Origin of the sequence: Aureimonas pseudogalii, assembly GCF_014196835.1 — a bacterium.
GTDB lineage: Bacteria > Pseudomonadota > Alphaproteobacteria > Rhizobiales > Rhizobiaceae > Aureimonas > Aureimonas pseudogalii.
This window is the reverse complement of sequence record NZ_JACIEK010000007.1, coordinates 49,636-62,257: the sequence shown is the minus strand read 5'-3', so window position 1 is coordinate 62,257 and position 12,622 is coordinate 49,636. Positions and strand designations below refer to the sequence as shown.

The following is a 12,622-nucleotide window of genomic DNA, read 5'->3' as shown; positions in this document are numbered from 1 at the left end:
CCGGCCATGAGTCTCGACAACCGACCCGTCTTCGCCGGCGGCTGCCAGTGCGGCGCCGTCCGCTTTCGCATCGAGGGAGCGCTCGGTCATGCCTCGATCTGCCATTGCCGCATGTGCCAGAAGGCGTTCGGCGCCTTCTACGCGCCGCTCGTCAATGTCGGTTCGGCCGAGCTGGCTTGGACGAGGCGGGAGCCCAACCGTTTCCGTTCTTCGAATGCCGCTCTTCGCGGTTTCTGTGCCGAATGCGGGACACCGCTCACCTACGAGTCGCTCGACGGCGTGTCGTTGGCCATCGGTGCGTTCGACGATCCGTCCACGATTGCACCGACCATTCAGTTCAGCGCCGAGGGCAAGCTTCCCTATGTAGACCGGCTGCACGACTTGCCCGCACGCACGACGGACGAGGAGATGGTCGGCAATCCTGAACTTGCGGATATCCGCTCCCTCCAGCATCCCGATCATGACACCGATGCTGAAGGATCCCGCCCGTGACGCTGCGCACCTACTATCCCGCCATCGAACCCTTCGCCTCCGGCCATCTCGACGTCGGCGACGGGCACGAAGTCTACTGGGAGCGTTGCGGTACGCCGGGCGCCAAGCCCGTGGTGTTCCTGCATGGCGGGCCCGGCGGCGGCTGCACGCCCAACCATCGCCGGCTCTTCGACCCCGCGCGCTACGACATCTGGCTCTTCGACCAGCGCGGCTGCGGGCGGTCCAGGCCCTACGCCTCGCTGGAGGCGAACACGACCTGGCATCTCGTCGCCGACATCGAGCGCCTGCGGCAGATGGCGGGGGTGGAGCGCTGGCAGGTCTTCGGCGGCTCCTGGGGCTCGACGCTGGCGCTGGCGTATGCGCAGGCGCATCCCGAGCGGGTGAGCGAACTCGTGGTGCGCGGCATCTTCCTGCTGCGCCGCTTCGAGATCCAGTGGTACTACCAATATGGTGCCTCGCTGATCTTCGCCGAAAAGTGGAAGCGCTTCCTGCGCCCGATCCCGAAGGCCGAGCGCGGCGACCTCGTCTCGGCCTATCGCCGCCGCCTGACCTCGCCCGATCCCGCGATCGCCATCGAGGCAGCGCGCGCCTGGAGCCAGTGGGAGGGCGAGACGCTGACGCTGCGCCCCGACCCGGCGGTGTTCGAGGCCTTCCACGACGACCAGTTCGCGCTCGCCTTCGCGCGCATCGAGAACCATTATTTCGTGCACGAGGGCTGGCTGGCGGAGGGGCAGCTCTTACGCGACGCCGCGCGCCTCAAGGGCATTCCCGGCGTGATCGTGCAGGGGCGCTACGACATGGCGACGCCCGCGGTCTCCGCCTTCGACCTCGCCGAGGCGTGGCCCGAGGCGGCGTTCCACCTGATCGAGGATGCCGGCCACGCCGTCTCCGAACCCGGCATTCTCGACCGGCTGATCCGCAGCACCGACGCGTTCGCCGATCGCTGACGCCGCGCCCGGCGACGGGCATCCATCAGCGCGGTGAATGTCTGGCATCAGCGAAAGTGCGGGGCGGCGGGAAACCGGGCTGATATGGAGGGTGCGGGCGCCCAAGACCCGCGGCGTCTGTTTTCGAGCCCGAAAGCCTTCCCATGCCGGCCCCTTCCGCCGAACCGCCTCGCGGCTTCGCCTTCGCCATCGCCGCCTTCCTCATCTGGGGGCTGGTGCTGCCGATCTACATGAAGCTGCTCTCAAACGTGCCGCCGCTGGAGATCGTCGCCCATCGCATCGTCTGGGCGCTGCCGTTGGCGGTGGCGATCCTCGCGGCGTCCGGCACGCTCAGCGGCATCGGCCAGTATCTGACGCCGCGCATTCTCGGCCTGATGACCGTCTCCGCCGCGCTGATCTCGGTGAACTGGGGCACCTATGTCGTGGCGATCGTGCGCGGACACGGCGTCGAGGCGGCGCTCGGCTACTACATCAACCCGCTGGTGAACGTCGCGCTCGGTGCGATCTTCCTCGGCGAGCGCCCGAACCGGCCGCAGGCCGCGGCGATCGCGCTGGCAGCGCTCGGCGTCCTCATTCTCACGGTGATGACCGGCGGCATTCCGTGGGTCTCGCTGACGCTCGCCTTCTCGTTCGGCCTCTATGGCCTTCTGCGCAAGACCGTGCCGATCGGCGCCAGCGAGGGCTTCTTTCTGGAGATCGCGATCCTCTTCGTGCCGGCGCTCGGCCTCGCGATCTGGATCGCGGCGAAGGGCGAGAACCACTTCGCGGTCGACGGGCGGGAGACGCTGCTGCTCGTCGGTGCCGGCGTGGTGACGGCGGTGCCGCTCATCCTCTACGCCGCCGGCGCGCGGCTCCTGCGCTACACGACGATGGGGCTCCTGCAGTACATCTCGCCGACGCTGATCGCGCTCACCGCCGTCTTCGTCTTCGGCGAGCCCTTCGGCCTCTGGCAGGGCGTCGCCTTCGCGTTCATCTGGGCCGCGCTCGCCCTCTACACCGGCTCGCTCCTCGCGGGGCGGAAAGCGCCGGCGCCCGTTTGAGCTAGAGCCGCTCGATCACGGCTTCCACGCCCTCGCGCGGCGGGGGCGGGGCGGCGGCCTCGATCGCCGGCAGGAGCTCTTCGATCCGGTCCACCACGATCGGGCGCACCTGATGCGCGGTGTGGATGAAGCCGGCGTCGCGCATGTGGTCGAGCAGCGAGGCGAAGGGATCCCAGAAGCCGCCGATATTGGCGATGGCGATCGGCTTGCGATGCCGGCCGAGTTGGCTCCAGGTCATGATCTCGACCAGCTCTTCCAGCGTGCCGATGCCGCCCGGCAGCGCCACGAAGGCGTCGGAGCGCTCGAACATCATGTGCTTGCGCTGGTGCATGTCGTCGGTGACGACGAGCTCGTCGAGCCGCTTGAGCTCGCTCTCGGTGGCTTCCATGTCGATGAGGAAGCGCGGGATGATGCCGGTGACCTGACCGCCCGCGGCGATTACGGCGTCGGACACCGCGCCCATGATGCCGCGCGTGCCGCCGCCATAGACGAGACGGATGCCGGCTTGGCCCATGGCGGTGCCGAGCGTCTCGGCGGCCTGGATGAAGGCGGGATCGCGGCCCGGGGAGGAGCCGCAGTAGACGCAAAGGGATCGAATCGAGTTCATGCCGCCAAAGTCGGACGCCGCGCGGCCGGGGTCAAGCAGGGGGCGGGCGCTTTGTGCTGCAGCGCGTCAGCTCCGCGCGTCGATCGCGTCGGCGATCTCGTCGGCCATCTTCAGCGTGCGCACGATGAGCGGGGGCCCGAGCGTCAGCCATCCGCGCTCCAGCCCGCGCGCGCGCTGCGCCTCGCGCACCTCCTGCGCCACCGTGCCGAGCGCGGGGATGAAGCGGATCGCCAGCGAGATCGCCAGCCCCACCTTCGCGGGATCGGCGCCGAGCGGTCTGAGCCATCCGAGCGCCCGTTCCAGCGTTTCGACCAGCGCCGCGGTGCGCGTCGTCGCCGTGAGCAGCGAGGCGAGAAGGATGAGCGCGGCGAAGCGCAGCGTGACCGTGAGCGCGGCGACCACTCCGGCGGTCCAGAGCTGAACCAGCCCGAGGATCGCCAGCATCGCCAGCGCCGGGCGCAACTGGCGCCCGGCAAGCGCCAGCGGCAGGTGCGCCAGCGGGTAGAGCGCCAGCACCGCGACCAGAGCGGCGAGGAGCAGAAGGGGCGCGCGCACGAAGAAGAGGCCGGTGCCGGCCAGCGCGAGCACCGCCAGCTTGAGGCCGGGCGGGGCGGCGTGGACGCGGCTGGCGCGGGCGAGATACAGCCCGCCGATCATGCCGCGAGGGCACGGTAGCGCGCGATCGTCTCCGCCGGCGGACCGTCGGCCGCGAGGCGCCCGCCCTCGAAGCATAGCACGCGCTCGAAGCCGGCGAGAAGGTCGAGATCGTGGGTCACGAGCACCACCGTGCGCTCGCTCGCCTCCACCGCCTCGATGATGCGTCGGGTGTTGCGAAGGTCGAGGAGCGTCGTCGGCTCGTCGAGCACCAGGAGGTCGGGCTCGCTGACGAGCACGCCGGCGAGCGCCACCATCTGCCGCTCACCGCCGGACAACTCGTGCACGAGCCGGTCCTCGAAGCCGGCGAGCCCATGGCGCGCGAGGGTCGCCGAGACGCGCGCGGCGATCTCGCCCTTCGCCACATTGCGCGCCTTCAGCCCGAAGGCGACGTCCTCGCCGACGGTGGGATAGACGATCTGGTTGTCGGGGTTCTGAAACACGAAGCCGACGCGCCGCCGCACCGCCTTGCCCTCGACCGCCGTGTCGAGCCCGGCGATCCGCACGCGGCCTTCGGTCGGCACGAGCAGGCCGTTGAGCAGCCGCGCGAAGCTCGACTTGCCCGACCCGTTGGCGCCGATCACGCCGATGCGGCGCTCGGGGAGGGTGAGGTCGAGCCGGTCGAGCACCAGGGCCTCGCCGCGGCGCAGCGAGACGGTCTCAAGCTCGATCATCGCCGGATCAGTGCGCTCAACGGCGCGCGGTGGCGGCGCGCCCTGCGCCGATGAGCGGATAGGCGCGCTTCACCGCTACGATCGCCGCCGCGGCGACGCCGGCCTTGAGGAGGTCGCCGGGCACGAAGGCGAGCGCCGAGGCCGCGAAGGCGGGCCAGAGCGGCGTGCCGGACATCGCGGCATACCAGGGCACGCCGACGGAGTAGATGATGCCGATGCCGCCGAGAACCGCGATGGCGAAGGCCGAGACGAAGCCGAGGCGCGCCCAGAACCGCTCGGTCAGCCAGCCGATCGCGACGGCGGCGGCCACCCAGCCGTAGATGAAGCCCGACCAGGGGCCGACGAAGGGCGCGAGGCCCCCGCGCCCGCCCGACAGCAGCGGCAGGCCGATCGCCACGAGCACGAGGAAGAGCAGCATCGACAGGCCGCCGCGCCGCGCGCCGAGAATGCCGCCCATCAGCAGCGGCCCGAGCGACTGCGCGGTGATGGGCACGCCGATCGCGGGCACCACGAGCGGGGGAAACGCGCCGAGCACCGCCATGAGGGCGGCGAAGAGCGCGATGAGGACGAGGTCGCGGGTGCTCATGGCAGGCTCCGAAGGAGGGACGCGACCGCCCGGCCGGCGGACCCGATCCTTCCGCTCTTAGTGGGTTTGGCCGATGCGGTCGAGGGGCATCAAATCGCCGTGCGCAAGGCCTCTTCGAGATAGTTCGCTCGCATCCGCTTCGTCAGCTCGCCGGGCATGCCCGTTCCGACCGGCACGTCGTCGATCGCCACCACCGGGGTCACGAAGGCCCCGGCCGAGGTGATGAAGGCTTCGCGTGCGCCCTTCGCCTCGTCCACGGTGAAGGCGCGCTCCTCGACGCGCACCCCGTGCTCGGCCGCCGTGCGCAGCACCGCGGCCCGGGTGATGCCGTGGAGGATGGCGTTGGAAAGCGAGCGCGTGACGATCGTGCCCTCTTGCGTCACGATGTAGGCGTTGTTCGAGGTGCCCTCGGTGACGAACCCGTCCTCCACCATCCAGGCGTCGTCGGCGCCGCGCGAGCGCGCCTCCATCTTGGCCATGGAGGGGTAGAGAAGCTGCACGGTCTTGATGTCGCGCCGCGCCCAGCGAAGGTCCGGCACCGTCGCGACCTTCAGGCCGCGCGTCGCCTCCGGCGTCTCGATTGCGGCGCGGGCCTGCGTGAACAGAACGAGCGAGGGCTTCGTGCCCTCGGGCGGAAAGGCGAAGTCGCGGTCGGCCGCGCCGCGCGTCACCATCAGGTAGACATGGCCGAGATCGAGCGCGTTGCGCGCCACCAGTTCGCGGTGGATGGCGAGAATCGCGTCGTCCTCCATCGGGGAAGGAAGAGCAAGCTCACGGAGCGAGCGCCGCAGCCGCGCCATGTGCGCGGCGAAGTCGAGCAGCTTGCCACCGATGACCGCCGTCACCTCGTAGACGCCGTCGGCGAAGAGCAGCCCGCGGTCGAACACGGAGATCGTCGCCTCCGCTTCGGGAACGTAGGCACCATTGACGTAGACGATGCGGCTCATGCGAAATCTCCGGGACCGGGCCGCCCGCTTCTAGCCTCTCGGGCCCGCCATCGAAAGCGAAACTGCACCCGGGTTCGCGCAGCGGATGCACGGGACGCCTCTTCGCGGTTGCCCAAGGGGCGCCTCTGCCGCTACGTCTTGGGCGAGCAAAGACGCGCCGCGCCGGGCCGGGAAGGTCGCGTGGCACAGGAGGAGGACGCGCGTTCGCATGGGTCACTATCTCGGACTCGATCTCGGCACCTCGTCGCTGAAGGCGCTGGTGATCGACGAGAACCAGACGCCGCTGGCGACGGCCACGGTGCCGCTCACGGTGGAACGGCCGCATTTCGGCTGGTCGGAGCAGGATCCGGCCTCCTGGCTGACGGCCTGCGACGCGGTGATCGCGGAGCTGCGCGCGCGCCATCCCGGCGTGGTCGAGGCGGTCGTCGGCATTGGTCTCTCCGGCCATATGCACGGCGCGACGATCCTCGGGGCCGACGACGCGGTGCTGCGCCCCTGCATCCTCTGGAACGACACGCGCTCGCACGAGGAGGCCGCCGAACTCGACGACGACGAGGCGCGCGCCATCACCGGCAACATCGTGTTTCCCGGCTTCACGGCGCCGAAGCTCCTCTGGGTGGCGCGCAACGAGCCGCAGATCTTCGCGCAGGTGCGCCGCGTCCTGCTGCCGAAGGATTACCTGCGCCTCTGGCTCACCGGCGAGGCGGTGTCCGAAATGTCGGACGCGGCGGGCACCTCTTGGCTCGACATCGGCGCGCGCGACTGGTCGCCCGCGATGCTGGAGCGCACCGGGCTGACGCTCGATCACATGCCGCAGCTGGTGGAAGGCACCGAGGTCAGCGGCACGCTGCGGCCGGAGATCGCGGCGCGCTGGGGGCTGCCGTCCGGCGTCGTGGTGGCGGGCGGGGGCGGCGACAACGCGGCCTCGGCCTGCGGCGTCGGCGTGACGCGGCCGGGCACCGGCTTCCTCTCGCTCGGCACCTCGGGCGTCCTCTTCACCGCCAGCGCCGGCTACGATCCGGTGCCGGAGACCGCGCTCCACACGTTCTGTCACGCCATCCCCGGTCTCTGGCACCAGATGGGCGTGACGCTCTCGGCCGCAGGTTCGATCGAATGGCTGTCGCAGCTCCTGAAGGAGAAGCCGGGCGATCTGACGGCGGCGGTGGGCGACGATCTGCAGGCGCCCGGCCGGCTCCTGTTCCTGCCCTACCTCTCGGGCGAGCGCACGCCGCACAATGATTCGGCCGTGCGCGGCGCTTTCGTCGGCCTGCAGGCCGACACGACGCGCGAGGAGATGACGCGGGCCGTGATGGAGGGCGTCGCCTTCTCGATCCGCGATTGCCTGGATGCCGCGCCGGACGCCGCCTGGGTGCGCCAGCTCATCGCGGTGGGGGCGGGCTCGCGCTCGCATCTCTGGCTGAAGATGATGGCGAGCGTCCTCGAAACGCCGGTGGCGCTGCCGGCGGCCGGCGATTTCGGCGCGGCCTTCGGCGCGGCGCGGCTCGGCCTCTGCGCGGCCACCGGCGCAGACCCCGCGAGCGTGATGACGGACCCGCCGGTCTCGGCGCGCTACGAGCCCGAGACCGCGCTGGTGGAAGCCTTCGCCGCCGCCCATCACCGCTATCAGGCGATCTATCCCGCGCTGAAGGAGGCGGCTCGCCGCCACTGAGGTCCCGTGCCGAGGCGACACCGCCTCGCTCCCCGCAAAGATGAAGGCCCGGCGGATCGCTCCGCCGGGCCTTCATCATATCAGGGATGGCGTGGACCCGAAGGCCCGCGATCGCCTTACTTGGCGGCGGTGATGTAGTCGTACTTGCCGTTCTTCCACTCGTACATGACGTAGCCCGGCAGCGTCACGTCGCCCTTGGCGTCGAACTTCAGGTCGCCGATGACCGTGGAGATCGGCTCGGAGTTCAGCACCTTGGTGACGGCCTCGAACTCGGTGGACTTGGCCTTCTTGGCGGCCTCGGCCCAGGTCTGGATCGCGGCGTAGGTGTAGAGCACGTAGCCCTCGGCCGTCTGGCCCTTCTTCTCCAGCTCGGCGACGATCGGCGCCGCCTGCGGGTTCTTGCGCGGATCCGGCGAGAAGGTCATCAGCGTGCCTTCGCCGGCATCGCCCGTGATCGCCCAGTATTCGTCGGTGACGATGGCGTCGCCCGACATGACGACCGCCTGCAGACCCTGCTCCTTCGCCTGACGGGCGATGAGGCCGGCCTCGGTCTGGTAGCCGCCGATGTAGATGAGCTTGACCTCGGCCTGCTTCATCTTGGTGATGAGCGAGGAGAAGTCCTTCTCGCCGACCGTGTAGGATTCGGCGATCGCCGCCGTCTTGCCGGCCGCTTCCATGAACTTCTTGGTCTGGTCGGCGAGGCCCTTGCCGTAGGCCGACTTGTCGTCGAGCACGGCGACGGCGCCGTCCTTGAAGTGCTCGGCGATGTAGTTGCCGGCGACTTCGCCCTGCTGGTCGTCACGTCCGCAGACGCGGTAGATGCCCTCGCCCGGGCGCTTGTCGGTGTAGTCGGGGTTGGTCGAGGCCGGCGAGATCTCGATGATGCCCTCTTCGGCGTAGACCTGGCTCGCGGGGATCGAGGAGCCCGAGCAGAAATGGCCGGCGACGAAGGAGACGCCCTGCGAGGCGAACTGGTTGGCGACCGCCACGGCCTGCTTGGGATCGCAGGCATCGTCGCCCACCGACAGCTTGATCATCTCGCCGTTGACGCCGCCGGCCTTGTTGATGTCGGCCACGGCCTGCTCGGCGCCGATACGCAGCTGCTCGCCGAAGGCCGCGTTCTGGCCGGTCATCGGGCCGGCGACGCCGATGGTGATGTCGGCGAGAGCCGCGCCGGAGATCAGAACGTTGAAGGCCACACCGGCCAGAAGCGCTTTTTTCATGTTGGACTTCCCCATTGGACTGAAGCGACGAAGCGGTCGTGACACGCGGGGGCCCCCCACGTGATTCCCTGCAACCCCGAGACGATTAAAGACCGGCTCGGGGCTGCGTGGAAGTGGCGATCAGGCAAAAGCCGCTGTTTTTGCCTGATATTTTCGACATCAGATGACCTGCCCAGCTTTTGAGCGGAGAAAGCCGTATTGGCGGGCGACTTGGCCCGAGCGCGTGGTCACACGGCCGACCACGGCGAAGCCGAAGAGGATCACGAAGTCGACCAGCGCATAGTGCAGCGCGGTCGCCAGGGTGGCCGGCGGCAAGAAGAACGTGCCGTTGAAGAGCGAGAAATGCAGGAAGCGGATCGCGACGGTGACGAGCAGGGTGTAGAACACCATGATGCCCCAGCCGCTCCAGCCGAGCGCCGTGGCGCGGCCCACCGCGAAGGCGAGCGCCCCGCCGATGACCAGCGTCACCACGAGGAACTCGACCCAGGAGACTTCCCAGAGAAGCGCCATATCGGGTGTCATCAGTGGTGGCCTCCTTCGAGATAGGCGCTGCGCACTTCCTCGCGCGACAGGAGTTCGCGGCCCGTGCCGGTCATGGTGATGCGACCGTTGACCATGACGTAGCCGCGATGGGCGAGGCGCAGCGCGTGGAAGGCGTTCTGCTCCACGAGGAAGACGGTGAGGCCTTCCGTGCGGTTGAGTTCGCGGATGACGTCGAAGATCTGCTTGACGATGATCGGCGCGAGGCCGAGCGAGGGCTCGTCCAAGAGCAGCAACTTCGGGCGGCCCATCAGCGCGCGGGCGATCGCCAGCATCTGCTGCTCGCCGCCCGAGAGCGTGCCGCCGCGCTGCGAGGTGCGCTCCTTCAGGCGCGGGAACAGGTCGAAGACGCGGCGCAGGTCCTCGTCGAAATGCTCCTGCCCGACGAGCGTCGTGCCCATCTGCAGGTTTTCGAGCACCGTCATGCGGCCAAAGATGCGTCGGCCCTCGGGCGACTGCGCGATCTCGCGCGTCATGATCGCGTGGGTCGGCATCTGGGCGATGTCCTCGCCGCGGAAGAGGATCTGCCCGGCGCGGGCGCGGGGGTTGCCACAGATCGTCATCATCAGCGTCGACTTGCCAGCGCCGTTGGCGCCGATCAGCGTGACGATCTCGCCTTCGTGAACGTCCATGTCGACGCCCTTCAGCGCCTGGATCTTGCCGTAGAAGGTCTCGACGCCGCGGATCTGCAGCAGCGGCTGCCCGGCCGCCGCCGGGGCGGGACCGACAACGACGTGGCTGGAAACGGCGCTCATGCGGATGCTCCTCCCTCGACATGGGGCTCGACATGGGCCTGGGCGATGGCGCCCTCGACGTCGCCCTCGTCGAGCTTGGCCTCCACCGCCTCGACCTCCTCGTCGTCGACGCCGAGATAGGCGGCAATGACGCGCGGATCGGACTTCACCTCGGCGGCCGTGCCGTCCGAGATCTTCTTGCCGTAGTCGAGAACGACGATGTGGTCGGAAATCTCCATGACGACGCCCATGTCGTGCTCGATCAGGAGGATCGAGGTGTCGAACTGGTCGCGCACCGAACGCAGCAGCTCGTTGAGCTCGGCCGATTCACGCGGGTTGAGGCCGGCGGCGGGCTCGTCGAGGCAGAGCAGCACGGGGTCGGTGCACATGGCGCGGGCGATCTCCAGCCGGCGCTGGTCGCCGTAGGAGAGGTCTGCGGCGGGATCGTCGGCCCGATCGAGCAGCGCCGTGCGGCGCAACCAGTCCACCGCGCGGTCCTGCGCCGCTTCCTTGGCGCGGCGATAGCCGGGCAGCCCGAGCAGCCCGCCGATGGTGAAGCCCGAGGCGGCCATCAGCTTGTTGTGCTGGGCGACCAGAAGGTTCTCGAACACCGTCATGCCGCCGAAGAGACGGATGTTCTGGAAGGTGCGCGCGACGCCCGCGACCTCGGTGATCTTGAAGTCGGTCATGCGCTCGAGCAGGAAGAGCTCGCCGCCATCGGCCTTGAGGCTTTGCCCGCCCGACTTCGTCAGCGCGTCCAACGTGGCACTGGAGATGCCGCGCCCGCGCCGCAGCGAAATGCGCCCCTCCGTCGGCTTGTAGAAGCCGGTGACGCAGTTGAACACGGTGGTCTTGCCGGCGCCGTTCGGACCGATGAGGGCGGTGATGTCGCCGCGCCCGACCGAGAAGGACAGGTCGTTGATGGCGACGAGGCCGCCGAAGCGCATCGTCAGGTGCTCCACGGTCAGCACCGGATCCTCGCGCCAGCGGCCGGGGAGGGGGGCGGCGATCGGGGTGGGGTGGATGGTCGAGGTCATGGCTGCCATGGTCAGTGTCCCTCGCCCTGCGCGACCATGTCGGAGCCGATGGCCTTGCGTTCCTTGTAGACGGCGGAGGGTTGGCGGGAGGAGACGAGGCCGCGCGGCTTCCACACCATGATCGCCACCATCGCCACGCCGAAGAACACCATGCGGTAGCGGCTCGGATCGAACTCGGCGCCGAAGACGTCCTGGATGAAGGTGAGGTTTCGCATCAGCTCGATGCCGCCGATCATCACCAGCGAGGCAAAGACGACGCCGAGCTGCGAGCCGAGGCCCCCGAGCACCACGATGGCGAGGATGATCGCCGATTCGAGGAAGGTGAAGCTTTCCGGCGAGATGAAGCCCTGGCGCGTGGCGAAGAACGAGCCGGCGAAGCCGCCGAACATCGCGCCGGTGGCGAAGGCCGTGAGCTTGACGTTGGTGGTGTTGATGCCGAGCGCGCGGCAGGCGATCTCGTCCTCGCGCAGCGCTTCCCAGGCGCGGCCGACCGGCATGCGGCGCATGCGGATGGTCACGAAGTTGGTGAGGAGGGCAAGCGCCAGGATGATGTAGTAGAGGAAGATGAAGCGATGGATACCGTCGTAGGGAATGCCGAAATAGGCCGAGAACGAGCCCTCGCCGCGGCCGAAGTCGAGGCCGAAGAGCGTCGGGCGGGGAATGCCGAGAAGACCGTTGGGTCCGCCCGTGAACTCCGACCAGTTGAGCAGCACGACGCGGATGATCTCGCCGAAGGCGAGCGTCACGATGGCGAGATAGTCGCCGCGAAGGCGCAGCACCGGAAAGCCCAGCACGATGCCCCACATCGCCGCGAAGAGCCCGGCCATCGGCAGGCAGACCCAGAAGCCGAGGTCGAAGTTGATCGCCAGCAGCGCGAAGGAATAGGCGCCGACCGCGTAGAAGGCGACGTAGCCGAGGTCGAGAAGGCCGGCGAGGCCGACCACGATGTTGAGACCCCAGCCCAGCATGACGTAGGTGAGGATGAGGATCGAGAGATCGATCAGGTAGCGGTCGCTCGAGGGAAAGAGCGCCCGGATGAGGAAGGGCAGCGTCAGCGCCACCAGCATCAGCGCGATGCCGAGGATGCGGCCCGCCGAGAAGCGACCGGGCGCCTTCACCGACTTCACGGTCTTGGAGCGCGAGGATGAGGCTTGCCTGCGCTGGAACAGCACGAGGCTGAGCACCAGGCGCACCGCGAAGGCGATGGCGATGATGGTGATCCAGAGATCCCAGCGGGCGTAGATGATGAGGCCGCCCGGCGCGATGTCGGAGCGCACCGCCACGAAGAACAGCGTCAGCGCGCCGACGATGAAGGCGGTGATGGCCGCCTCGCGCAAAGCCTTGGCGAAGGAGACCTTCGTCTCCGGCTCGGACGTGAAGGGTGCTTCGCCGCGTGCGGCCTCGCGCAGGCGCTCGGCCGAGATCTCGGCGCTTTCGGGCGAGGCGGGGGAGTTCGTCAGGTTCGACATCGC

14 protein-coding genes are annotated in these 12,622 nt (G+C 69.0%); 4 read left to right on the top strand and 10 right to left on the bottom strand.

The features are described from left to right. Nucleotides 1-6 precede the first annotated feature (6 nt). From GGR04_RS13600 to rarD, 3 genes are all read left to right on the top strand, one after another. Nucleotides 7-492: a GFA family protein gene (locus GGR04_RS13600; protein ID WP_183200437.1), complete on the top strand. Its 486-nt coding sequence runs from the start codon at nucleotides 7-9 to the stop codon at nucleotides 490-492. 2 nt (nucleotides 493-494) lie between these two features. Beyond that, nucleotides 495-1,439, top strand: a complete 945-nt coding sequence (gene pip / locus GGR04_RS13595) for a prolyl aminopeptidase (RefSeq protein ID WP_183200635.1) — start codon at nucleotides 495-497, stop codon at nucleotides 1,437-1,439. Between the two features lie 143 nt (nucleotides 1,440-1,582). Next, entirely contained in the window at nucleotides 1,583-2,479 is an 897-nt protein-coding gene (gene rarD / locus GGR04_RS13590) for an EamA family transporter RarD (protein WP_183200436.1), read from the top strand. A 1-nt stretch (nucleotide 2,480) separates the two neighbouring features. Here rarD and GGR04_RS13585 read toward each other — a convergent pair whose 3' ends face one another. The 5 genes from GGR04_RS13585 to GGR04_RS13565 form a co-directional block, all read right to left on the bottom strand. Beyond that, entirely contained in the window at nucleotides 2,481-3,086 is a 606-nt protein-coding gene (locus GGR04_RS13585) for an LOG family protein (RefSeq protein ID WP_183200435.1), read from the bottom strand. Between the two features lie 66 nt (nucleotides 3,087-3,152). Further along, entirely contained in the window at nucleotides 3,153-3,743 is a 591-nt protein-coding gene (locus GGR04_RS13580; RefSeq protein WP_183200434.1) for an energy-coupling factor transporter transmembrane component T family protein, read from the bottom strand. Next, on the bottom strand, nucleotides 3,740-4,414 hold the full coding sequence (locus tag GGR04_RS13575) for an energy-coupling factor ABC transporter ATP-binding protein (protein ID WP_183200433.1): 675 nt from the start codon (nucleotides 4,412-4,414) through the stop codon (nucleotides 3,740-3,742). The genes GGR04_RS13580 and GGR04_RS13575 overlap by 4 nt, the downstream gene beginning before the upstream one ends. 16 nt (nucleotides 4,415-4,430) lie before the next feature. After that, entirely contained in the window at nucleotides 4,431-5,000 is a 570-nt protein-coding gene (locus tag GGR04_RS13570; protein WP_183200432.1) for a biotin transporter BioY, read from the bottom strand. An 89-nt stretch (nucleotides 5,001-5,089) separates the two neighbouring features. Further along, on the bottom strand, nucleotides 5,090-5,947 hold the full coding sequence (locus GGR04_RS13565; RefSeq protein ID WP_183200431.1) for a D-amino-acid transaminase: 858 nt from the start codon (nucleotides 5,945-5,947) through the stop codon (nucleotides 5,090-5,092). Nucleotides 5,948-6,155: 208 nt separating this feature from the next. Between GGR04_RS13565 and xylB the strand changes: the two genes are divergently transcribed. Continuing rightward, nucleotides 6,156-7,616, top strand: a complete 1,461-nt coding sequence (gene xylB / locus GGR04_RS13560; RefSeq protein ID WP_183200430.1) for a xylulokinase — start codon at nucleotides 6,156-6,158, stop codon at nucleotides 7,614-7,616. 116 nt (nucleotides 7,617-7,732) lie between these two features. On the opposite strand, the gene GGR04_RS13555 is transcribed toward xylB, so the two are convergent. The 5 genes from GGR04_RS13555 to livM form a co-directional block, all read right to left on the bottom strand. After that, the gene (locus GGR04_RS13555; protein WP_183200429.1) at nucleotides 7,733-8,839 is read right to left on the bottom strand and encodes a branched-chain amino acid ABC transporter substrate-binding protein; all 1,107 of its coding nucleotides are present in this window, start codon (nucleotides 8,837-8,839) and stop codon (nucleotides 7,733-7,735) included. A gap of 159 nt (nucleotides 8,840-8,998) precedes the next feature. Beyond that, nucleotides 8,999-9,361, bottom strand: a complete 363-nt coding sequence (locus tag GGR04_RS13550) for a DUF6867 family protein (RefSeq protein WP_183200428.1) — start codon at nucleotides 9,359-9,361, stop codon at nucleotides 8,999-9,001. Further along, the gene (locus tag GGR04_RS13545) at nucleotides 9,361-10,134 is read right to left on the bottom strand and encodes an ABC transporter ATP-binding protein (protein ID WP_183200427.1); all 774 of its coding nucleotides are present in this window, start codon (nucleotides 10,132-10,134) and stop codon (nucleotides 9,361-9,363) included. Before GGR04_RS13545 ends, GGR04_RS13550 begins: the two co-directional genes overlap by 1 nt. Further along, nucleotides 10,131-11,150 carry an ABC transporter ATP-binding protein gene (locus GGR04_RS13540; RefSeq protein ID WP_183200634.1) on the bottom strand — a complete coding sequence of 340 codons (1,020 nt, stop codon included), beginning with the start codon at nucleotides 11,148-11,150 and terminating at the stop codon, nucleotides 10,131-10,133. Before GGR04_RS13540 ends, GGR04_RS13545 begins: the two co-directional genes overlap by 4 nt. 11 nt (nucleotides 11,151-11,161) lie before the next feature. After that, a complete protein-coding gene (gene livM / locus GGR04_RS13535) occupies nucleotides 11,162-12,619 on the bottom strand; it encodes a high-affinity branched-chain amino acid ABC transporter permease LivM (RefSeq protein ID WP_183200426.1) in 1,458 nt (485 codons plus the stop codon). Between the last annotated feature and the right edge of the window lie 3 nt (nucleotides 12,620-12,622).

Coding starts and splice junctions, on each gene's coding strand:
- GGR04_RS13600 (WP_183200437.1), top strand. CDS start 7: ATGAGTCTCGACAACCGACCCGTCTTCGCCGGCGGCTGCCAGTGCGGC.
- rarD (WP_183200436.1), top strand. CDS start 1,583: ATGCCGGCCCCTTCCGCCGAACCGCCTCGCGGCTTCGCCTTCGCCATC.
- GGR04_RS13585 (WP_183200435.1), bottom strand. CDS start 3,086: ATGAACTCGATTCGATCCCTTTGCGTCTACTGCGGCTCCTCCCCGGGC.
- GGR04_RS13580 (WP_183200434.1), bottom strand. CDS start 3,743: ATGATCGGCGGGCTGTATCTCGCCCGCGCCAGCCGCGTCCACGCCGCC.
- GGR04_RS13575 (WP_183200433.1), bottom strand. CDS start 4,414: ATGATCGAGCTTGAGACCGTCTCGCTGCGCCGCGGCGAGGCCCTGGTG.
- GGR04_RS13570 (WP_183200432.1), bottom strand. CDS start 5,000: ATGAGCACCCGCGACCTCGTCCTCATCGCGCTCTTCGCCGCCCTCATG.
- GGR04_RS13565 (WP_183200431.1), bottom strand. CDS start 5,947: ATGAGCCGCATCGTCTACGTCAATGGTGCCTACGTTCCCGAAGCGGAG.
- xylB (WP_183200430.1), top strand. CDS start 6,156: ATGGGTCACTATCTCGGACTCGATCTCGGCACCTCGTCGCTGAAGGCG.
- GGR04_RS13555 (WP_183200429.1), bottom strand. CDS start 8,839: ATGAAAAAAGCGCTTCTGGCCGGTGTGGCCTTCAACGTTCTGATCTCC.
- GGR04_RS13550 (WP_183200428.1), bottom strand. CDS start 9,361: ATGACACCCGATATGGCGCTTCTCTGGGAAGTCTCCTGGGTCGAGTTC.
- GGR04_RS13545 (WP_183200427.1), bottom strand. CDS start 10,134: ATGAGCGCCGTTTCCAGCCACGTCGTTGTCGGTCCCGCCCCGGCGGCG.
- GGR04_RS13540 (WP_183200634.1), bottom strand. CDS start 11,150: ATGACCTCGACCATCCACCCCACCCCGATCGCCGCCCCCCTCCCCGGC.
- livM (WP_183200426.1), bottom strand. CDS start 12,619: ATGTCGAACCTGACGAACTCCCCCGCCTCGCCCGAAAGCGCCGAGATC.